Source organism: Microbacterium salsuginis (assembly GCF_012524205.1).
Taxonomy (GTDB): Bacteria; Actinomycetota; Actinomycetes; order Actinomycetales; family Microbacteriaceae; genus Microbacterium; species Microbacterium salsuginis.
Genome location: NZ_JABACI010000001.1, coordinates 470,786 through 489,895, shown reverse-complemented (window position 1 = coordinate 489,895; position 19,110 = coordinate 470,786). Strand labels below are relative to the sequence as shown.

At 69.8% G+C, this 19,110-nt stretch carries 17 protein-coding genes; 9 read left to right on the top strand and 8 right to left on the bottom strand.

All coding sequences use genetic code 11. From position 1 onward, the window contains the following. The first annotated feature begins 45 nt into the window (after window positions 1–45). The 6 genes from sigK to HF576_RS02360 all read left to right on the top strand — a co-directional run bounded on the left by sigK (window position 46) and on the right by HF576_RS02360 (window position 4,218). Window positions 46–648: an ECF RNA polymerase sigma factor SigK gene (sigK, locus tag HF576_RS02385; RefSeq protein WP_205834636.1), complete on the top strand. Its 603-nt coding sequence runs from the start codon at window positions 46–48 to the stop codon at window positions 646–648. Continuing rightward, the gene (locus HF576_RS02380) at window positions 645–1,466 is read left to right on the top strand and encodes an anti-sigma factor (RefSeq protein ID WP_168911173.1); all 822 of its coding nucleotides are present in this window, start codon (window positions 645–647) and stop codon (window positions 1,464–1,466) included. Before sigK ends, HF576_RS02380 begins: the two co-directional genes overlap by 4 nt. Before the next feature lie 91 nt (window positions 1,467–1,557). Continuing rightward, on the top strand, window positions 1,558–1,905 hold the full coding sequence (locus HF576_RS02375) for a helix-turn-helix transcriptional regulator (RefSeq protein ID WP_168912033.1): 348 nt from the start codon (window positions 1,558–1,560) through the stop codon (window positions 1,903–1,905). Between the two features lie 68 nt (window positions 1,906–1,973). Next, on the top strand, window positions 1,974–2,381 hold the full coding sequence (locus tag HF576_RS02370; RefSeq protein ID WP_168911172.1) for a VOC family protein: 408 nt from the start codon (window positions 1,974–1,976) through the stop codon (window positions 2,379–2,381). A gap of 100 nt (window positions 2,382–2,481) precedes the next feature. Then, window positions 2,482–3,120: a DNA-directed RNA polymerase subunit beta gene (locus HF576_RS02365; protein WP_168911171.1), complete on the top strand. Its 639-nt coding sequence runs from the start codon at window positions 2,482–2,484 to the stop codon at window positions 3,118–3,120. Window positions 3,121–3,330: 210 nt separating this feature from the next. After that, entirely contained in the window at window positions 3,331–4,218 is an 888-nt protein-coding gene (locus HF576_RS02360) for an aminodeoxychorismate lyase (protein WP_168911170.1), read from the top strand. 84 nt (window positions 4,219–4,302) lie between these two features. On the opposite strand, the gene pstB is transcribed toward HF576_RS02360, so the two are convergent. The 4 genes from pstB to pstS all read right to left on the bottom strand — a co-directional run bounded on the left by pstB (window position 4,303) and on the right by pstS (window position 8,357). Beyond that, the gene (gene pstB / locus HF576_RS02355; protein ID WP_168911169.1) at window positions 4,303–5,082 is read right to left on the bottom strand and encodes a phosphate ABC transporter ATP-binding protein PstB; all 780 of its coding nucleotides are present in this window, start codon (window positions 5,080–5,082) and stop codon (window positions 4,303–4,305) included. Window positions 5,083–5,118: 36 nt separating this feature from the next. Continuing rightward, window positions 5,119–6,225, bottom strand: coding sequence for a phosphate ABC transporter permease PstA (gene pstA, locus HF576_RS02350; RefSeq protein ID WP_168911168.1), 1,107 nt, complete (start codon window positions 6,223–6,225; stop codon window positions 5,119–5,121). 1 nt (window position 6,226) lies between these two features. Next, on the bottom strand, window positions 6,227–7,174 hold the full coding sequence (pstC, locus tag HF576_RS02345) for a phosphate ABC transporter permease subunit PstC (protein WP_168911167.1): 948 nt from the start codon (window positions 7,172–7,174) through the stop codon (window positions 6,227–6,229). Between the two features lie 73 nt (window positions 7,175–7,247). Beyond that, window positions 7,248–8,357, bottom strand: a complete 1,110-nt coding sequence (gene pstS, locus HF576_RS02340; protein ID WP_168911166.1) for a phosphate ABC transporter substrate-binding protein PstS — start codon at window positions 8,355–8,357, stop codon at window positions 7,248–7,250. Between the two features lie 244 nt (window positions 8,358–8,601). Here pstS and HF576_RS02335 point away from each other — a divergent pair, with 244 nt between their 5' ends. The 3 genes from HF576_RS02335 to HF576_RS20680 are packed head-to-tail and all read left to right on the top strand — an operon-like array spanning window position 8,602 to window position 14,607. Then, entirely contained in the window at window positions 8,602–9,342 is a 741-nt protein-coding gene (locus HF576_RS02335; protein WP_168911165.1) for a hypothetical protein, read from the top strand. A gap of 1 nt (window position 9,343) precedes the next feature. Continuing rightward, window positions 9,344–13,300 carry a Pls/PosA family non-ribosomal peptide synthetase gene (locus HF576_RS02330; RefSeq protein WP_343234148.1) on the top strand — a complete coding sequence of 1,319 codons (3,957 nt, stop codon included), beginning with the start codon at window positions 9,344–9,346 and terminating at the stop codon, window positions 13,298–13,300. Further along, window positions 13,297–14,607, top strand: coding sequence for a M1 family aminopeptidase (locus tag HF576_RS20680; RefSeq protein WP_168911164.1), 1,311 nt, complete (start codon window positions 13,297–13,299; stop codon window positions 14,605–14,607). Before HF576_RS02330 ends, HF576_RS20680 begins: the two co-directional genes overlap by 4 nt. Here HF576_RS20680 and HF576_RS02320 read toward each other — a convergent pair. Genes HF576_RS02320 through HF576_RS02305 form a run of 4 tightly spaced genes read right to left on the bottom strand, consistent with a single transcriptional unit; the run spans window position 14,555 to window position 19,022 of the window. Continuing rightward, the gene (locus HF576_RS02320; protein ID WP_205834631.1) at window positions 14,555–15,175 is read right to left on the bottom strand and encodes a 4'-phosphopantetheinyl transferase family protein; all 621 of its coding nucleotides are present in this window, start codon (window positions 15,173–15,175) and stop codon (window positions 14,555–14,557) included. The two genes, HF576_RS20680 and HF576_RS02320, sit on opposite strands and share 53 nt — an antisense overlap. Then, complete coding sequence (locus HF576_RS02315; protein ID WP_168911163.1) at window positions 15,172–16,110, bottom strand: NUDIX hydrolase; 939 nt, start codon at window positions 16,108–16,110, stop codon at window positions 15,172–15,174. Before HF576_RS02315 ends, HF576_RS02320 begins: the two co-directional genes overlap by 4 nt. Next, entirely contained in the window at window positions 16,107–18,272 is a 2,166-nt protein-coding gene (locus tag HF576_RS02310; RefSeq protein ID WP_168911162.1) for an RNA degradosome polyphosphate kinase, read from the bottom strand. Before HF576_RS02310 ends, HF576_RS02315 begins: the two co-directional genes overlap by 4 nt. A gap of 51 nt (window positions 18,273–18,323) precedes the next feature. Then, a complete protein-coding gene (locus HF576_RS02305) occupies window positions 18,324–19,022 on the bottom strand; it encodes a winged helix-turn-helix domain-containing protein (RefSeq protein ID WP_168911161.1) in 699 nt (232 codons plus the stop codon). Window positions 19,023–19,110: the final 88 nt, after the last annotated feature.

Below are 19,110 nucleotides of genomic sequence, written 5' to 3'. Positions count from 1 at the left end.
GGGCGGCACGTCATGCCCGAATGTCGAGCGGGAGGGGGATGAGGCATGCTGGTGGACATGGTCATCGACGGTGTGGACGTGCCCGAGGACGGCACGACGCGCATCGACCGCATCGCGGTGCTGCTGCAGCGCGTGGCGGCGGGAGATCAGGATGCCTTCGCCCGGCTCTACGACCTGCTGTCACCGCGCGTATTCGGCCTCATCCTGCGAGTTCTCGTCGACCGAGCCCAGAGCGAGGAGGTCCTGCAGGAGGTGTTCCTCGAGGTCTGGCAATCCGCCGCGCGGTTCACTCCGAACAGAGGTCAGGGAAGATCGTGGGTCCTCACGATCGCTCATCGCCGGGCCGTCGACCGCGTGCGGGCGTCGCAGGCGAGCAGTGATCGCGACGTGCGGGCGGGGCTGCGCGACCTGGACGTCGCGCACGACGGCGTCGCCGAACAGGTCGAGTTGCGCCTCGCGAGCCAAGAACTCACCGCGGCGCTGTCGACGCTTCCCGAAGTACAGCAGGAAGCCCTGACCCTCGCCTATTACGGCGGTTACAGTCAGAGCGAGATCGCGGCGCTGGTGGGAGCGCCGCTGGGGACGATCAAGACGAGGATGCGAGACGGATTGTCTCGCCTGAGAAACGCGATGGGGGTGACGGCGTGAACGAGCACGAGTTCGCCGAACTGGCGGCGGGGTACGCGCTGAACTCCCTCTCGCCGCATGACCGCTCGGTCTTCGAAGCGGAGCGGGTGAAGCATCCGGAATGGGAGCACTGGGTGAGGATGGATGCCGCCACCGCGGCCGCTCTCGCCGACGGCGTCGCCGAGGCCGCGCCGCCCCTGACGATGCGTTCCAGCCTGCTCTCGCGAATCGCGACGACGCCGCAGGTCCCGGCGATCGGTGCGGCCGAGGCTGCCGCCGCGATCGAGGCGGGCGAGCCGCTGACTCCGGAGCCCGCGGACGAGCGCTTGAGCGCCGAGCCGCCGCCCAACACGTCGACCATCCAGGCCGTGAGCCGGCGCAACTGGAGCCGCGGGCTGCTCGCCCTGGCCGCGTGCCTTGTGGTGCTCACCGTGCTCGGCTTCGGCGCGGCGTCGATCAACGAACTGGTCAACCGGCCACCCGCCGTTGTCGCGCTCGACGAGATCGAGTCGGCGCCCGACGCCGCGTCGGCCACCGTCGAAGTGACCGGCGGCGGCACCGCGACGGCGCACTGGGCGCCGTCGGTGGGCAAGGTCGTGCTCGTGACCAACGGGATGCCCGAGATCCCGGAAGACGAGACGTTCGAGCTGTGGTGGGTCCGCGACGGCGACCCGATCTCGGCGGGAACGTTCGAAGCGGGCGCCGACGGTGACACGACGGTGCTGCTCGACGGCGCATGGTCGGAGGAGGACACCGTCGCGGTCACGGTCGAACCCGAGGGCGGCGCGCCTGACGGCGTGCCGACCACCGACCCCATCGTGGCCATCCCCACCGCGTGAGACCAGCGGGGCATCCCGGTATCCTGAGGCCGTGGCATCCGCCCTCCAGTCCCCGCAGACGCTCGTCCACCTGCGACGCGCGCGCGACCTGATGGACCGCGATTACGCGCAGCCGCTCGACGTGCCCACGATGGCGGCGAAGGCGCTCATGTCACCCGCGCACTTCTCGCGCGAGTTCAAGACCGCGTACGGCGAGACGCCCTACTCGTACCTGATGACCCGGCGCATCGAACGCGCGATGGCGCTGCTGCGCGGCGGCATGTCGGTGACGGATGCCTGCATCGCGGTGGGTGCGACCTCTCTCGGCTCGTTCAGCTCGACGTTCACCTCCATCGTCGGCGAGACGCCCAGCTCGTACCGCTCGCGCTCGCACGACGCGGCTGAGGCCATGCCGCTGTGCATCGCGAAGATCCTGACGAGGCCCGCCCGGTACGTGTGAACCGACGCCGGCCGACCGAGCAGGATCGGAGAAGCGGAGCGCTGGATGCCGCCGCTAGCGTGGCATCCATGACCACCATCTCCCTTGCATACAGCCCCATCACCGTCGACGATGTCGACGCCGCCGTCGAGTTCTATCGCGATGGACTCGGCCTCGAGATCGTCAACGATGTGTCGTATGACGGCCACCGCTGGGCGAGCTTCGGATTCGCCGGTCAGCCGGGTCTCGCCCTCGTGGTGTCGGACCCCACCGCGGGCCGCTCGCCCGAGGACGGCGAGGCGCTCGAGCGGCTCATCGTGAAGGGGATCGGGCCCGGGCCGTACGTGTTCTCGACGGACGACCTCGACGCCACGTTCGAGCGGCTGCGGGCCTCGGGCGCCGAAGTGCTGCAGGAGCCGATCTCGCAGGACTGGGGAGCACGGGACTGCGCGTTCCGCGACCCGGCCGGCAACCACATCCGCATCAACCAGGCCTGACCTGGTACGCCGGACGGGAAGCTTCGACATGTGCCTGCCGTGGATGCAGCACCTGCCGCAGCGCGCCCCCGCGCTCGTCGCGGCGGGTAGCCTGGACCAGGTGAGTGACGAGTCCCGGGAGTTCCACAAGCCCGTCCGGCGGCCGGCCGAACTGTTCGACCGGCTCTTCTCAGCCGAGGATCCGGCGGAGGTGTCGCGAATCGCCCACTCCACCGCCCACGCGCTGCTCGCGCGCGTGCGCGCAGACCCCGAGAGCGCGATCGTCGACCGGCTCGTGGCGTTCACCGACGAGCACGGGCTGGACGATCTCGCCGAGCTGTGGTCGCGCTCGCCGGCCAGGACCCTTCCCGGCACGCTGTGGCGGCTCTACCTGCTGCAGCTCATGATCCACGACGATCCGCACACCGCGGCCCTGCTCTACGAACGCGGCCGGGCCGAACTCGGCTCGGTCGACGAGCTCGTGGCGGGTGCGCCGTCGCCGGCCGGTCCCGATGAGCTCGTCGCCCTGATCGACACGATCATGCGCGGTCTCTTCGAAGGGGACTTCGCGGTCGCGCTCGACCGGGCCGCCGCATTCGCGCGAGTGCAGGCATCCGGCGCCACCCACGTCGCCGACGACTACGAGGCCACGGAGCCTGAGCGCGCCTCGGCCTTCACGACGCGCGCGCTGCGCCTGTCGGACTATGCCGCCGATCTCACGGCGTGCGCCGGCCTGTGGCGTCGCGACGCCCTGAGCTGAAAGTACCTCCCGCAACAGCCGGCAGAAGACGCACGTGCTGCACGAGCGGGCGACGACGCTGCGGGAAAAGTAAGTGCCGGGCCGCAGAACGCCTCTCGGCGCAAGGCCGCTCGCAGCGGCAGAAGATGGAGCCCGGGGTTACTGCGGCCCGGCCGATCTAGTGTAACCGAGGCGAGGGGCAGGGCATTCCCGACGTCCTAGGCTCGAGGTATGACCTGGCGTTTCGCGCTCGTGATCGAGCCCGTGGCATCCGATGACTCCCGCACCGACTTTTCGGCGACATTCCGCGAGATCGACCCGTCTGCGCCGGCGCTCAGCGTCGGCGAGCTGAGCACGCAGCGCGGCGACGGGATCTTCGAGTCGATCGGCGTCGTCGACCGTCACCCGCAGGAGACGCAGGCGCATCTGGACCGCCTGGTGCACTCGGCCGGACTGTGCGATCTGCCGTCCCCGCACCTCGAGCAGTGGCGCCAGGCGGTCGATGTGGCCGCCGCGCACTGCCCGCCCGAGGGGGAGGGCGTCATCAAGCTCATCCTCAGCCGCGGGGTGGAGCACGGGCCCACGCCGACGGCCTGGGTCACGGCTGCTCAGGCCGCCGACAACACGGCGGTGCGCAAGCGGGGCGTCCGCGTGGTGACGCTCGACCGCGGCTACGGGATCGACACGCCCGCGCGGGCGCCGTGGCTGCTCCTGGGCGCGAAGACCCTGTCGTACGCCGTCAACATGGCGGCGATCCGTGAGGCCAAGCGGCGAGACGCAGACGACGCGATCTTCGTCTCGTCCGACGGGTTCGTCCTCGAGGCGCCGACCGCGTCGTTGATCCTGCGCCTCGGCGACCGGTACGTCACTCCCGCCCCGAACGGCGGGATCCTGCACGGCACCACCCAGCTGAGCCTGTTCGAGCACCTCGCTGCTCAGGGGCTGCAGACCGGGTACGAGGTGATCCCGGTCGCGTCGCTGGCGCGAGCGGATGCTGCGTGGCTGGTGTCGAGCGTGCGGCTGGCCGCGCCGATCCGGGCGATCGACGGCGTCGACGTGGCGGTCGACGAAGAGCTCACGGCATCCTTCAACCGCTACCTGCTGAGTCCACGCGACTGATGCCGTCGCGGAGCATCAGCCGTGGCTCGATACGCGCTGGCGCTCGCTACTCGACAACGGCCTTCGGTCGTCCGCCTGCGGCGGTCATCCGAAGCGACCGGAGACGTAGTCCTCGGTCGCCTGCACGGACGGGGTCGTGAAGATCGTGCGGGTGTCGTCGTACTCGATGAGCTTGCCCGGCTTGCCGGTGCCGGCGATGTTGAAGAACGCCGTCTTGTCGCTCACACGCGATGCCTGCTGCATGTTGTGCGTGACGATGACGACCGTGTAGTCGTTCTTCAGCTCGCCGATCAGCTCTTCGATCGCGTACGTCGAGATCGGGTCCAGGGCCGAGCATGGCTCGTCCATCAGGATGACCTCGGGCGAGACCGCGATGGCGCGCGCGATGCAGAGGCGCTGCTGCTGCCCACCGGACAGCCCCGAGCCCGGCTTGTCGAGCCGGTCCTTGACCTCGTTCCAGAGGTTCGCGCCCTTGAGCGACTTCTCGACGAGCGCGTCGGCGTCCGACTTCGAGATGCGCTTGTTGTTGAGCTTGACCCCCGCCAGCACGTTCTCCCTGATCGACATCGTCGGGAAGGGGTTGGGGCGCTGGAACACCATGCCGACCTGACGGCGCACCAGCACCGGGTCGACGTTCGGGGCGTACAGATCGTCGCCGTCCAGCAGCACGCTTCCCTCGACGCGGGCGCCGGGGATCACCTCATGCATGCGGTTCAGCGTGCGCAGGAAGGTGGACTTGCCGCAACCGGACGGGCCGATGAACGCCGTCACGCTGCGCGGTTCGATGTCGAGCGAGACGCCCTCGACGGCGCGGAAGTCGCCGTAGTAGACGTTGAGATCGTTGACTTCGATGCTCTTGGACACGATTCCTCAGGTTCTTTTCGGGTAGTTGGGGATGCCTCAGCGGCCCAGCTTGGGCGAGAACAGCTTCGCGACCAGGCGCGCGACGAGGTTCAGGAGCATCACGATGACGATGAGCACGAGCGCACAGGCCCACGCGCGGTCGATGAAGGCCTGCGCCGGAATGCCCTGGTTCATGTACTGGGAGTAGGACATCACGGGGAGGGTCATCATGCGACCCTCGAACAGGTTGTAGTTCATGGACGTCGCGACACCTGCCGTGAGCAGAAGGGGCGCGGTCTCGCCGATGACACGGGAGATCGAGAGCATGACACCCGTGGTGATGCCCGCGATCGAGGTGGGCAGCACGACCTTCGAGATCGTGAGCCACTTCGGCACGCCGAGCGCGTACGCCGCCTCGCGCAGCTCGTTGGGCACGAGCCGCAGCATCTCTTCGCTGGAGCGGACCACGACAGGGATCATGAGCACCGACAGCGCGACGGCACCCATGAAGCCCATCCGGATGCCGGGACCGAAGAACAGCGCGAACAGCGCGTACGCGAACAGGCCGGCGACGATCGAGGGGATGCCGGTCATGACGTCCACGAGGAACGTGATGCCCCGTGCGAGTCGCTTGCCGGCGCCGTACTCGACGAGATAGATGGCGGTGAACAGCCCGATCGGGATCGAGATGATCGCGGCGGCGAGGGTGATCAGCAGCGTGCCGACGATCGCATGGAGCGCGCCGCCGCCCTCGCCGACGACGTTGCGCATCGACATCGTGAAGAAGTCGGCCGAGATGCCGGCCACTCCGTTGACGACGACGGTCACCGCGACGGAGACGAGGGGCACCATGGCGATCGCGAAGGCCGCCGTGACGACGCCGGTCACCAGGCGGTCGACGCCCTTGCGACGCCCCTCGACGAGGCTCGAGATGACGGTGATCAGCACGAGGTAGAGGATCGCGCTGACGACGGCCCAGCCGGCGATGTTGAACGTGGTGGCCTCGGCGATCGAGACGATCGCGAACAGCAGTGCGCCGATCGCGGCGCTCGCGGCGAGCAGCGCCCACGGTACCCACGGCGACAGGTGCCCGCTGGTCAGGCGCGGCGACTCGTGCAGTGACACGTCGGTCGGGGACTGGGGTGGAGCGGTCGTCACGGTCATGTCAGTTCGCTCCCGAGAATTCCTTGCGCCGGCTCACGATCCAGCGAGCGAGAGCGTTGACGGCGAAGGTGACGATGAAGAGGATGAGGCCCGTCGCGATGAGCACGTTGATGTTCGTGCCGTACGCCTCGGGGAAGGTCAGCGCGATGTTGGCCGGGATGGTGCTGGGGTTCTCCGACGTGAACAGCTGGAAGGTCACGACGCCGGTGGCCGAGAGCACCATGGCCACCGCCATCGTCTCGCCGAGGGCGCGGCCGAGTCCCAGCATCGAGGCCGAGACGATGCCGCTGCGGCCGAACGGGAAGACAGCCATGCGGATCATCTCCCAGCGCGTCGCGCCGAGGGCGAGAGCCGCCTCTTCGTGCAGCACCGGGGTCTGGAGGAAGATCTCGCGGCAGATGGCGGTGATGATCGGCACCACCATGACGGCGAGCACGATGGCGGCGGTGAAGATCGTGCGTCCGGTGGCGGAGGCGGTGCCGCCGAAGAGCGGGAACCACCCGGCGTTGGCGTTCAGCCACGAGTAGACGGGCTGCACGGCAGGAGCGAGGACCAGGATGCCCCACAGGCCGAAGACGACGGACGGGACGGCGGCGAGCAGGTCGACGATGTAGCCGAGCCCCTGCGCGAGCCGACGCGGCGCGTAGTGGGAGATGAACAGGGCGACCGCCACCGAGAGGGGCACCGCCATGAGGAGAGCGAGGAAGGACGCCCACACCGTGCCGAAGGCGAGCGGCCAGACGTATCCCCAGAAGTTGCCGCTGAGCAGCGACGCCGTCTCGCTGTTCGCCGTCATCCCGGGGATCGACTGGACGATGAGGAAGATCGCGACGGCGGCGAGCGTCACGAGGATCATCGACCCGGCGAACAGCGCGGTGCCCGAGAACCAGCGGTCTCCCGGCCGCTGCTTGGGCTGGGCCTTGACGGCCGGTGCGGTCGTCGTCGTCATGGTGTCCTTCGGGTCTGGGTTTTCAGGGCGATACCCGGCCCGGCGCTGAAGGCCGGACCGGGTATCTGGGGTCTTACTCCGTGACGATCGAGGCGATCGCCGCGTCGACCTGCTCGCGCAGGGTGTCCGAGATCGGCGCGCTGCCGGCGGCCTCGGCCGCGGCGTCCTGGCCCTCGGGGCTGGCGATGTACTCCAGGTAGCCCTTGACCAGCGGGGCGACCGAGGCGTCGGCGTACTCCTGGCACGCGATCATGTAGCTGATCAGGACGATCGGGTACACGCCGGCCTCGCCCGAGGTGCGGTCGAGCTGGATGGCGAGGTCGCCCTCGCCGCGGCCCTCTTCGAACGGCGACGCGTCGACGATGGCGGCTGCAGCCTCCGGCGAGTACTCCACGAACTCCTCGCCGACCTGGACGGCGACGGTCGACAGTCCCTCTTCGGCGGCGCGCGACGCGTCGGCGTAGCCGACCGTGCCCTCGCCACCGGCGACGGCCGAGACGACGCCCGAGGTGCCCTGGGCGGCCTCGCCGGTCGACAGCGGCCACACGCCGTCGGGCTCCGAGGTCCACACGTCAGGCGCGGCCTGGAAGAGGTAGTCGGTGAAGTTCTCGGTGGTGCCCGAGTCGTCTGCGCGGTGAACCGGCGTGACGGCGAGGTCGGGGAGCGTCGCGTCGGGGTTGAGCGCGGCGATCGCCGGGTCGTTCCAGTTGGTGATCGTGCCGGCGAACAGGCCTGCGATCGTGGCGGCATCGAGGTTCAGCGAGTCGACGCCCTCGATGTTGAAGATGACGGCGATCGGCGAGATGTAGGTGGGCAGCTCGATGATGCCCGAGCCGTCGACGCAGGCGTCGAACGGACCCGCCTCGATCTCTTCGACCGTGAATGCGCGGTCCGAGCCGGCGAACGGGAACGCGCCCGCCTGGAACGACTCGCGACCGGCGCCCGAGCCCGCGGCGTCGTACGAGATGGTCGCTTCGGGGTTCGCGGTCTGGAAGCCGGCGGTCCACGCCTGGACCGCGACCTCCTGCGACGAGGCGCCGCCACCGGCGATCTCGCCGGACAGCCCGCCCGCGGCGGGGCCGTCCGAGGAGTTGCCCGTAGGCTCGTTGGAAGCGCAGCCGGCGAGGGCGAGGGCCGCGACTGCGGCGACAGCGCCCACCTGGGCGATGCGGGAGATCTTCACTGTGTGAATCCTTCACGTGTCAGGGAATGAGGCCCGGGTAAGGCCTTCGGGTGGGAGCCCGGTGCGGGGCTCGCTCTGAAACGTAGGCTCGGACTCTTAAGAGAGTGCGCTGCGCGGGTGAACGGAAGGTGAACGGAATGTCGCCATCCATGCACCCGGATGGACGCTTCCTGAGCGACATCCTGCGACTTTTCGGGACATCGCGACGCGTGCTGTTAACCCCGACCCGCTAGGGTTCCTGGCCATGGCCAAGACGACGAAGGCGGAGCGCAAGGCGCTCGACGCGATGGAGACAGCCGCCGACGCGGCGAAGCAGGCGCGGAAGGCGGCGAAGGCTCTTCCCGACAAGACCGCCCGCAAGATCCGGGATCTCGCCGACGATGCCCGTGAGGCGGCGGATGCCTCGAAGCGGTCGCTTCGGAAGGATCCGGCCAAGATCGCCAAGCGGGCCGTGCGCGCGGCCGACAGGCTCATCGCGGCGACGACCAAGGCGGTCGCGAAGGCGGAGCAGAAGGCGCGCCTGCGCGCCGAGGCCGACCGTGCCGCCGCCGAGGCGGAGCGTGTGGCGGCCGAGGCCGCTCGCCAGGCCGCTGAGGCCAAGGCGCTCAAGAAGGCCGCCGCAAAGGCGGCGAAGGCAGCCGAACGCGCCGACCGCGAGGCCGCGCAGGCGCGGACGGCCCTGGAAGAGCAGATCGCGGCGCCTGACGGCGAGCCCGAGACCGGTGCGGTGTCCGGGGCGGCGTCGACGTCGGAGGCTGCAGAGACCCCCGTCGCGGTTCGGAAGCCGACGTCTCGGCCTGCCGTCGCGAAGCCTCGTTCGGCACCGAAGCGCCCTGCCGCGACGACTCGCACACGGTCGACGGCCGCTGCGCCGTCCGATCTGTCGAGCCTGACAGTCTCGGCCTTGCGTGACCGCGCCCGCGCAGCCGGCAAGACCGGGTACTCGCGACTGACCAAGGTGCAGCTGATCGCCCTGCTGTCCTGACGTGCGCACCGTGGACGAGCGGCAGGCGGAGCTCGATCGATCCGGCTCCGTCACCGCCGCGCGCACGCTGATCGACATCCTGCGCGACACGACCGCCCGTCACCCCGAGGCCTCGGCGTTGGACGACGGCTCCGGCGCGCTGAGCTACCGCGACCTGATGGCCCGCGTAGGCCGCACGGCAGCTCGCCTGCACGAGGCCGGTGTGCGCCGCGGAGACCGGGTCGGCGTGCGGGTGCCCTCGGGCTCGAAGGACCTCTACGTCGCGATCCTCGGCGTCCTGGCGGCGGGGGCGGCCTACGTCCCCGTGGATGCCGACGATCCCGACGAGCGCGCGAGACTGGTCTTCGGCGAAGCGCGCGTCGTCGGCGAGATCGGCGCGGGAGGCGTGTATACACCGAGCGAGTTCGCGCCGGGCGGTCCTGATCGAGGACCCGAGACATCCGCCGCTCTCTTCTCCGGGGGAGCGCCCCACCCGAGCACGCACGCGACCGTCGCGGTGCCGCCGCCGGACCCGACGGATGATGCGTGGATCATCTTCACCTCCGGCTCGACGGGCGTGCCGAAGGGCGTGGCCGTCTCGCACCGGTCGGCCGCGGCCTTCGTCGACGCGGAGGCGAATCTCTTCTTGCAGTCCGCTCCGCTGGGCCCGCACGACCGGGTGCTCGCCGGGCTCTCCGTCGCATTCGATGCTTCGTGCGAGGAGATGTGGCTGGCATGGCGGCACGGCGCTTGCCTTGTTCCGGCGCCCCGCGCCCTGGTGCGCTCCGGCGAAGATCTCGCGCCGTGGCTCATCCGTCAAGGGATCACCATCGTCTCGACGGTGCCGACCCTCGCCGCGATGTGGCCGGAGGACGCGATCGAGAACGTGCGGCTGCTCATCTTCGGCGGCGAGGCGTGTCCTCCGGAGCTCGCTGCGAGACTCGCCGCCGAAGGCCGTGAAGTGTGGAACACCTACGGCCCGACCGAGGCGACAGTGGTGGCGTGCGCCGCGCCGCTCGGCGCCGGACCCGTACGCATCGGCCTGCCGCTGGACGGATGGGAGCTCGCCGTCGTGGACGGCGCGGGAGAGCGCGTGGCCGAGGGCGAGGTCGGCGAGCTCATCATCGGAGGCGTGGGACTGGCCCGCTACCTCGACCCCGTGAAGGACGTCGAGAAGTATGGCCCGATGCCCACGCTCGGCTGGGATCGTGCGTACCGCTCGGGGGATCTGGTCCGCTACGAAGCCGAGGGCCTCGTCTTCATGGGACGCGCCGATGACCAGGTCAAGGTCGGCGGTCGCCGCATCGAGCTGGGCGAGGTGGAGTCGACGCTGCAGGATCTTCCGGGGGTCACCGCCGCGGCCGCCGCCGTACGTTCGACTGATGCCGGCGTGCCCGTGCTCGTGGGATATCTGGTCAGCGGCGCCGGCGAGAACTTCGACCGGGCGCACGCACGCGCACTCCTGGCCGAGCGATTGCCCACGGCACTCGTCCCGCTCCTGGCGCTGGTGGAAGAGCTGCCCGTGCGGACCTCGGGCAAGGTCGATCGCGCCGCGCTGCCCTGGCCGCTGCCGGGGGTGCATACGCCGCTCGAGGGGCTGTCGCCGGCCGAGGCCTGGCTGGCCGAGCAGTGGCATGACGTGCTCGGGATGCCGGTGCCTGGCCGCTCCGCGGACTTCTTCGATCTTGGCGGCGGTTCGCTCGCCGCGGCACAGCTCGTCTCGAGGATTCGCGCACGGGTGCCGGAGTTCTCGGTCGCCGACATCTACGATGTGCCTCGGCTGAGCGCGATGGCCAAAGCACTCGGCCCGCTCGAAGAGGAGTCCCCGGCGGACTTCCACAAGCCGGTGCCCACACCGCGCACGACCCAATGGGTTCAGACTCTGCTCGGAGTGCCGCTGTTCATCCTGAGCGGCATCCGCTGGCTGCTCTACCTGCTGACCGCGGGCGCATTCCTTCAGATCGTCCCGGGTTTCGAGGCGCTTCCCACAGTGCCGTGGTGGGTGCTCGTGCTCGGCCTCGTGATCTTCGCGACCCCCTTCGGGCGCATGTCGATCGCCGTCGTGGCCGCACGAGTGCTGCTGGCCGGGCTGCGACCGGGCGACTATCCGCGCGGCGGCGGAGTTCATCTGCGTCTGTGGCTGGCGGAGCAGATCGCCGACCAGATCGATGCCGTCGGCCTCGCCGGTGCGCCGTGGGTGACGTACTACGCCCGCGCACTCGGTGCGAAGATCGGTCGCGGCGTCGACATGCACACGCTGCCGCCGATCACAGGAATGCTCGATGTCGGCGACGGGGCGGCCATCGAACCCGAAGTCGATCTGACCGGCACCTGGATCGACGGCGACGTGGTCCGCGTGGGCGAAGTCCGCATCGGCGCCGATGCCACCATCGGCGCGCGCAGCACCCTCGCCCCCGGCACGCGCGTCGGGCAGCGCGCCGATATCGCGCCCGGTTCCGCGGTGTTCGGACGGGTGCGCGCCGACCAGTCGTGGGCGGGCTCACCGGCTGAACGCGTCGGCGGCATCGAGACCGACTGGCCAGACCATGCGCCCACACCGTCCCCGCAATGGCTGTGGGCGTATGCCGCCTCGTCGGTGGCCCTGGGTGTGCTCCCGATCGCGGCGTTCGCCGTCGGCGGTCTCGTGCTCGCGCAGGGGATGCGGGATGCCGCCGACCTGGGCGCCGCGTTCCTCGGCGCGCTGGCGTGGCTGGTGCCGGCCGTGATCGCGGTCGGCATCGTCTTCGCCGGAGCGGTCGTCGTCCTGGTGCGTCTGCTGTCGATCGGCCTGCGTGAGGGGACTCACCCGGTGCGGAGCCGGATCGGGTGGCAGGCGTGGTGCATCGAACGACTGCTCGACTCCGCGCGAACCGTCCTGTTCCCGCTGTACTCGAGCCTGTTCACGCCGGTCTGGCTCCGCCTGCTCGGAGCACGCGTCGGTCGTGAGGTCGAGGCATCCACCGTCCTGCTCATCCCCTCGATGACACGCATCGACGACGGGGCATTCCTGGCCGATGACACCATGGTCGGCTCGTACGAACTGCGGGGCGGGTGGATGCGCCTCGGCCCGGTCCGGATCGGCAAGCGCGCTTTCCTGGGCAACTCGGGCATGGCCGCCCCCGGGCATCGCGTGCCGCGTGACGGACTCGTCGCCGTGCTCTCTTCGGCACCCTTGAAGGCGAAGCCCGGCTCTTCGTGGCTCGGCTCTCCCGCGGTGCGCCTGCGGCGCCTGTCGGCCGAAGGGGACGAGAGCCGGACGTACCGTCCGACCCCGGGCATGCGGATCGCTCGGACCCTGTGGGAGGTGTGCCGCTTCGTGCCGGTCGTCGTCACCTGCGCGATCGGGCTCGGGGTGCTCTTCACTCTTGCGGCGCTCTGGCAGGCTGTCGGGCCGGTATGGACCCTGCTCGCCTCGGGGATCGTGCTGCTGACGGCGGGCGCTGTCGCCGCCGGCGTCTCGAGCGCGGCCAAGTGGCTGATCGTCGGCGCGATCCGGCCCGGCGAGCAGCCGCTGTGGTCGAGCTTCGTGTGGCGGACCGAGGTGTCGGACACCTTCACCGAGATGGTGGCCGCACCGTGGTTCGCCCGTGCCGCAGCCGGCACCCCGGCGCTGGCCGTGTGGTTGCGATCGCTCGGCTCGCAGATCGGGCGCGGCGTCTGGTGCGAGAGCTATTGGCTTCCCGAACCCGACCTCGTGACCCTGGGCGACGGATCGACGGTGAATCGCGGGTGCGTCGTACAGACCCACCTCTTCCATGATCGAATCATGAGCATGGATGCAGTCGTCTTGGAGGCCGGCGCGACGCTGGGCCCGCACAGCGTCGTGCTGCCCGGGGCGACCCTCGGCGCGCACGCGACGGTGGGTCCGGCATCCCTCGTCATGCGCGGCGAACTGGTGCCGGTCGGCTCCCGGTGGAGCGGCAACCCGATCGGGCCGTGGCGGGCGGTCAAGGCCCGCGCGTACCAATCGACATCGTGATCGATCACGACAGCTACGCTCCGCAGAGCGGAGACCCCGCATTCGACGTCGAGTCGTACGAACTCGACGTGTCGTACCGGGTGAGGACGAATCGCCTCGAGGGCAGGGCGGTGGTCAACGCCGTCGCCGCCGTCGCGACGTCCTCGGTGGGGTTGGACCTCATCGGCCTGCGGGCCTCGCGCGTCCGGGTGGACGGAGACCGGCGCACGCGGTTCACGCAAGGCCCTCGCAAGCTCCGGGTGACGCTCCCTCGGCGCATGGAAGCGGGGGAGCGGTTCTCGGTCGAGATCACGTATGCCGGGACGCCGGCTCCGCGCCGGACGCGATGGGGCACCATCGGTTTCGAAGAACTCGAGGACGGCGCGCTGGTGGCGTCGCAGCCGACCGGTGCACCCACGTGGTTCCCGTGCAACGATCGTCCCGACGATCGGGCACGCTACACGATCACGATCGCCACGGATGCCGGCTACAGCGCGGTGGCGACCGGCGCTCTGATCGGCTCGGCGCGCCGGGGGCAGTTCGAGGCGAGGACCTTCCGATCGGATGATCCGACCGCGACCTATCTGACCGCCGTCCATGTGGGCCGGTACGAGACGCGCCTGCTCCCCTCCACTGTCGGCCGAGCGGGGGTGCCGGTGTCGACTGTGCACCCGCCGGCGCTCCGCGCGGACGTCGATGCGGCGTTCGAGCCCGTGCCGCGCATGCTCCGGTTGTTCGAGTCCACGTTCGGCCCCTATCCGCTGGAGTCCTGCACGCTCGTGGTGACCCCCGACGAGCTGGAGATCCCGCTCGAGGCTCAGGGGATGGCGGTGTTCGGGGCCAACCACCTCGACGCCGACTCCGAGCGGCTCGTGGCCCACGAGCTCGCGCATCAGTGGTTCGGCAACAGCATCGGCGTGGCGCGCTGGCGCGACATCTGGCTCAACGAGGGGTTCGCGTGCTACGCCGAGTGGCTGTGGGCCGAGGCATCGGGCGGCGCGAGCGCCGACGAGTGCGCGCGGCGCCACTACGAGGGACTCGCGGTCCTCGCGCACGACCTCGTGGTGTCCGATCCCGGCCCGGAGCTTATGTTCGACGACCGCCTGTACAAGCGGGGCGCTCTCGCGCTGCATGCGCTGCGCGCGGTGGCCGGGGACACCGCGTTCTTCGCGATGCTGCGCAGCTGGATCGCCTCGCGTGTCCACCACACCGTGACCACCGAGGAGTTTCGGTCCTTCGTTGCCGCGGAGCTGGGAGGCGCGGCTGAGGCATTGCTCACCCGCTGGATCGATGTCGCGGCTCTGCCGCCCTTCCCGCACGGCCGGTGAGGGCGCCGATCGAACGCCCGCCGGGGAGGATCGCCGCGCTCAGCAGGACGGCCGGCGGACCAGCCAGGTCCCAGCCGAGCAGGGGATGCGGCAGGCCGGGCACCGTCGCGGTCCACGAGCCGTCCTGATCCGGCGACACGACGACGGTGGACGGGTCGATCCGAAGACCGCGTCCCGTCGCCTTCAGCGCTGCCTCGACGCGAACCCAATCCCGGACCGACGGCTCGGATCCGGGTCCCAGCACACCCCGCAGTCCTGCGGCATCGCGCCGCGAGTCGACCGCGGCCTCCGCGTCGATTCCGAATCCCGACCCGGGGAGGTCGGTCACCGCGGCGACGGCGATCGTGCCGGCGTACGCGACGGCACCGCGCAGACCGGCTGTCGACAGTCGTACCGGGCCGTGCGGACCGCCGCACTCCGGGCACACCTGCCAGATCCGGACGTCGGGCCCGGTCAGGTCTCTCAGCAGCCGCCGCGCGATGTCGCGCCGCGGCTCTCCGGCGGGAACGAGGGCCCACGCGGTGCGAATCGGCGGGGGCGGATTCGCGCCGTCCGCGGGCTCGGTCACACCTTCGGCTCGTGCGTCTCGATCGCCACGATGCCGGAGCCGGGGTTGTCGGTCGACAGATGCACGACCGAGAACGCTGCGGGCTCCAGTGCGGAGGCGCTGCCCAGGTACGACCCGCGCAGCGTGCCGGTCGCGAGGGCGATCTCACTGAGGATGTCGGGCAGGACGGGCCCGTGGCTGCAGAGCACCACCGGCTTGCGGGCGCGGACGCGATCGCCGACGACGGCACGCGCATCCGAAGCGCCCTTCTCCCACGCAGCCTGGCCGATGAGCTTGGACGTCTCGATCTTGCGTCCGAGCACCGCCGCGAGCGGCGTCAGCGTCGCCACACAGCGCTCTGCCGGGCTCGAGATCAGCTTGCGGGCGCCGAAGGCCTGCAGCGGGCCGACGATCGAGCCGGCCTGCCTCACTCCGCGGGGCGACAGCGGGCGGGCGGCATCCTTCCCCTGCCATTCGTCGCGGCCGACCGCCTTGGCATGCCGGAGGACGATGATGGGGAAGGTGCCGAGCACACCCTCTTCGACGAGCCGCACGAAGTATTCGAGGATCTCGATGTCGACGGGGTAGCTCAGCCGCGAGAGCGCCTTCTTGGGCGACATCCATTCCAGCGCGGCGATCTCTTTGTTGGGCACGAATGTGGAGGCGCGGATCGCGTCATCCGTCGCGTGTGCCGACCAGTAGTGCACGATCTTGGTGCGCTTGCTCGGCAGGTGATAGCGCGAGACTCCCACGGGCACGCCGAGCGAGACCCGGATGCCGGTCTCTTCGTGGATCTCGCGGGCCGCCGTCTCGGCGAGCATCTCGCCGGGATCGACCTTGCCCTTGGGCAGCGTGACGTCGCGGTACTTCGTGCGGTGGATCAGGAGCACGCGGAGCTTGCCGTCGACGATGCGCCAGACAACTCCACCGGCCGCGTACACCGCGGTCTCGGTCATCGCACCGCCCGTGCACGGCGCCGCCGCTGCACATTGGCCATGGTGCGATCCTGCAGGTCGGTCAGGGGCTTGCCGTCCTCGCCGATGTTGTGACGCACCCACTCGCCGTCCGGTCCGAGATGCCACGAACTGGTGGTGTCGCTCATTGCGAGCGTGAACAGCTCGTCGAGCTCTCGCAGGTGCGCCGGCGCGTTCACGCGCACGAGGGCCTCCACCCGCCGGTCGAGATTGCGGTGCATCATGTCGGCGCTGCCGATGTAGATCTGCGGGTCGCCGTCGTTGTGGAACGCGAAGATGCGCGAATGCTCGAGATAGCGGCCCAGGATGCTGCGGACCGTGATGTTCTCGCTCAGCCCCGGCACGCCGGGCTTGAGCGAGCAGATGCCGCGCACCCACACCTCGATCTTCACGCCGTCCTGGCTCGCACGGTAGAGCGCGTCGATGATGAGCTCGTCGACCATCGAGTTGACCTTGATGCGCACGCTCGCGGGCTTGCCGGCGAGGGCGTTGCGCCGCTCCTTCTCGATGAGCCGCAGCAGTCCCTTGCGCAGGTGCAGCGGTGCCACGAGCAGGCGCTTGAACTTCTTCTCGATCGCGTACCCGCTCAGCTCGTTGAAGAGGCGGGTGAGGTCGCGGCCCACCTGGTCGTCGGCGGTGAACAGCCCGAAGTCCTCGTAGATGCGACTCGTCTTGGGGTTGTAGTTGCCGGTGCCGATGTGGCTGTAGCTGCGCAGCACGCCGCCCTCCTGGCGGATGACCAGCGCGAGCTTGCAGTGGGTCTTCAGACCGACCAGGCCGTAGACGACGTGGACGCCGGCCTTCTCGAGCTTGCGGGCCCACACGATGTTGTTCGCCTCGTCGAAGCGGGCTTTGATCTCGACGAGCGCCAGCACCTGCTTGCCGGCCTCGGCGGCATCGATGAGCGCTTCGACGATCGGGCTGTCACCCGACGTGCGGTACAGCGTCTGCTTGATGGCCAGCACGTGCGGGTCCTTCGCGGCCTGCTCGAGGAAGGCCTGCACGCTCGTCGCGAACGACTCGTACGGGTGGTGCACCATGACGTCGCCCTTGCGGATGGCGGCGAAGACGTCGGGGCGCTCGTTGTTGTCACCGGGCTGGAAGGCCAGTGCCGTCGTCGGCACGTGCGGCTTGTAGCGCAGATCCGGCCGATCGATGCGCGAGAGATCGAAGAGACCCCGCAGGTCGAGCGGGCCGGGGAGGCGGTAGACCTCCTGCTGCGTGATGTCGAGTTCCTTGAGCAGCAGGTCGAGGGTGACCTCGTCCATGTCGTCGGTGATCTCGAGCCGGATCGGCGGCCCGAAGCGGCGGCGCAGCAGCTCGGCCTCGAGCGCCTGGATGAGGTTCTCGGTCTCGTCCTCCTCGATCACGACGTCTTCGTTGCGGGTGAGGCGGAACGCGTGGTGGTCGAGCACCTCCATCCCGGGGAAGAGGTCGTCGAGGTGACTGGAGATGAGGTCTTCGAGCGGCAGGTAGCGCGCGACCCCGTCAGCCGGAGGCAGCTCGACGAACCGGGGCAGCATCGGCGGCACCTTGAGGCGGGCGAACTCCTGCCGCCCGGTCCGGGCGTTGCGGATGCGGATCGCGAGGTTGAGCGAGAGCCCGGAGATGTAGGGGAAGGGGTGGGCGGGGTCCACGGCAAGCGGCATCAGCACCGGGAAGACCTGCGACTGGAAGTAGTCGTACAGGCGCTGCCGCTCATCGCCATCGAGGGCGTCGTACGACACGACCTCGATGCCGGCATCCGCCATCGCCGGCCTGACGCCCTTCATCCACGCGTCCGCGTGCCGCAGCTGGAGCCGGTGGGCTTCGGCCGAGATGTCGGCGAGGACGTCGACGGGCACACGGCCGACGTTCGTCGGGACGGCGAGCCCGGTGACGATGCGGCGCTTGAGACCGGCCACCCTCACCATGAAGAACTCGTCGAGGTTGCTGGCGAAGATCGCAAGGAAGTTCGCCCGCTCGAGCACCGGCAGGTTGGGGTCCTCCGCGAGCTCGAGCACGCGCTGGTTGAAGGCGAGCCAGCTCACTTCCCGGTCGAGATAGCGGTGGTCGGGCAGCTGCGAGTCGAACGCCTCCGTCATGTCGAAGTCGTCGTCGTCCGCGTCGCCCAGACCCGCGTCGAGCACCTCGGGTTCGATCATTCCCTCATCATTGCAGGGTCGCGTGACGAGAGTGTGAACAAGACGCCGCGGTCAGGTCTGGCTGCGCTCGCGGGGTGCGGGGATCTGGTCGTCCTCGTACACGTTGAACCGGTAGCCGACATTGCGCACCGTGCCGATGAGCTGCTCGAGATCGCCCAGCTTGGCGCGCAGGCGCCGCACGTGCACGTCGACGGTGCGCGTGCCGCCGAAGTAGTCGTAGCCCCACACTTCGCTGAGCAGCTGCTCGCGCGTGAACACGCGGGAGGGGTGCGTCGCGAAGAAGTGGAGGAGCTGGAACTCCTTGTACGTCAGGTCCAGCGGTTTGCCGTGCACCTTGGCCGAGTACGACGACTCGTCGATCGTGATGCCGGAGGTCTGGATGCGGGTCGACACCTGTTCTGCCGACTGGCGTCCGACTGCGAGCCGGATCCGGGCGTCCACCTCGGCCGGTCCGGCGGTGACGAGGATGACGTCGTCGACGCCCCAGTCCGTCGAGACGGCGGTGAGCCCGCCCTCGGTGACCACCAGCAGCAGCGGGGCGTCCAGGCCCGTCGTGTTGAGGATCTTGCAGAGAGACTTCGCGCCGACGAGGTCGACGCGGGCATCCACGAAGATGATGTCGGCGCTCGGGGCGTTGACCAGCTGCGCGGGTTCGGCCGGGATCTGGCGCACACGGTGGCTCAGCAACTCGAGAGACGGCAGGACGGGGCCGCCTCCCTGTGCGGAACTGAGGACCAGGAGCTGTGCCAATGCGTCGCCTTCCCGGCGCGTGGGCGAGCGCCGTGCCCCCAGTGTAGGGCGTGCGCGGCGCGGCCAATCCGCCGTGGAGACGCGCCGC

What these genes read in the sequence shown, in the direction of transcription:
- sigK (WP_205834636.1), top strand. Translation starts at nt 46, where the DNA reads ATGCTGGTGGACATGGTCATCGACGGTGTGGACGTGCCCGAGGACGGC.
- HF576_RS02375 (WP_168912033.1), top strand. Translation starts at nt 1,558, where the DNA reads ATGGACCGCGATTACGCGCAGCCGCTCGACGTGCCCACGATGGCGGCG.
- HF576_RS02370 (WP_168911172.1), top strand. Translation starts at nt 1,974, where the DNA reads ATGACCACCATCTCCCTTGCATACAGCCCCATCACCGTCGACGATGTC.
- HF576_RS02360 (WP_168911170.1), top strand. Translation starts at nt 3,331, where the DNA reads ATGACCTGGCGTTTCGCGCTCGTGATCGAGCCCGTGGCATCCGATGAC.
- pstA (WP_168911168.1), bottom strand. Translation starts at nt 6,225, where the DNA reads ATGACCGTGACGACCGCTCCACCCCAGTCCCCGACCGACGTGTCACTG.
- pstC (WP_168911167.1), bottom strand. Translation starts at nt 7,174, where the DNA reads ATGACGACGACGACCGCACCGGCCGTCAAGGCCCAGCCCAAGCAGCGG.
- HF576_RS02335 (WP_168911165.1), top strand. Translation starts at nt 8,602, where the DNA reads ATGGCCAAGACGACGAAGGCGGAGCGCAAGGCGCTCGACGCGATGGAG.
- HF576_RS02315 (WP_168911163.1), bottom strand. Translation starts at nt 16,110, where the DNA reads ATGACCGAGACCGCGGTGTACGCGGCCGGTGGAGTTGTCTGGCGCATC.
- HF576_RS02310 (WP_168911162.1), bottom strand. Translation starts at nt 18,272, where the DNA reads ATGATCGAACCCGAGGTGCTCGACGCGGGTCTGGGCGACGCGGACGAC.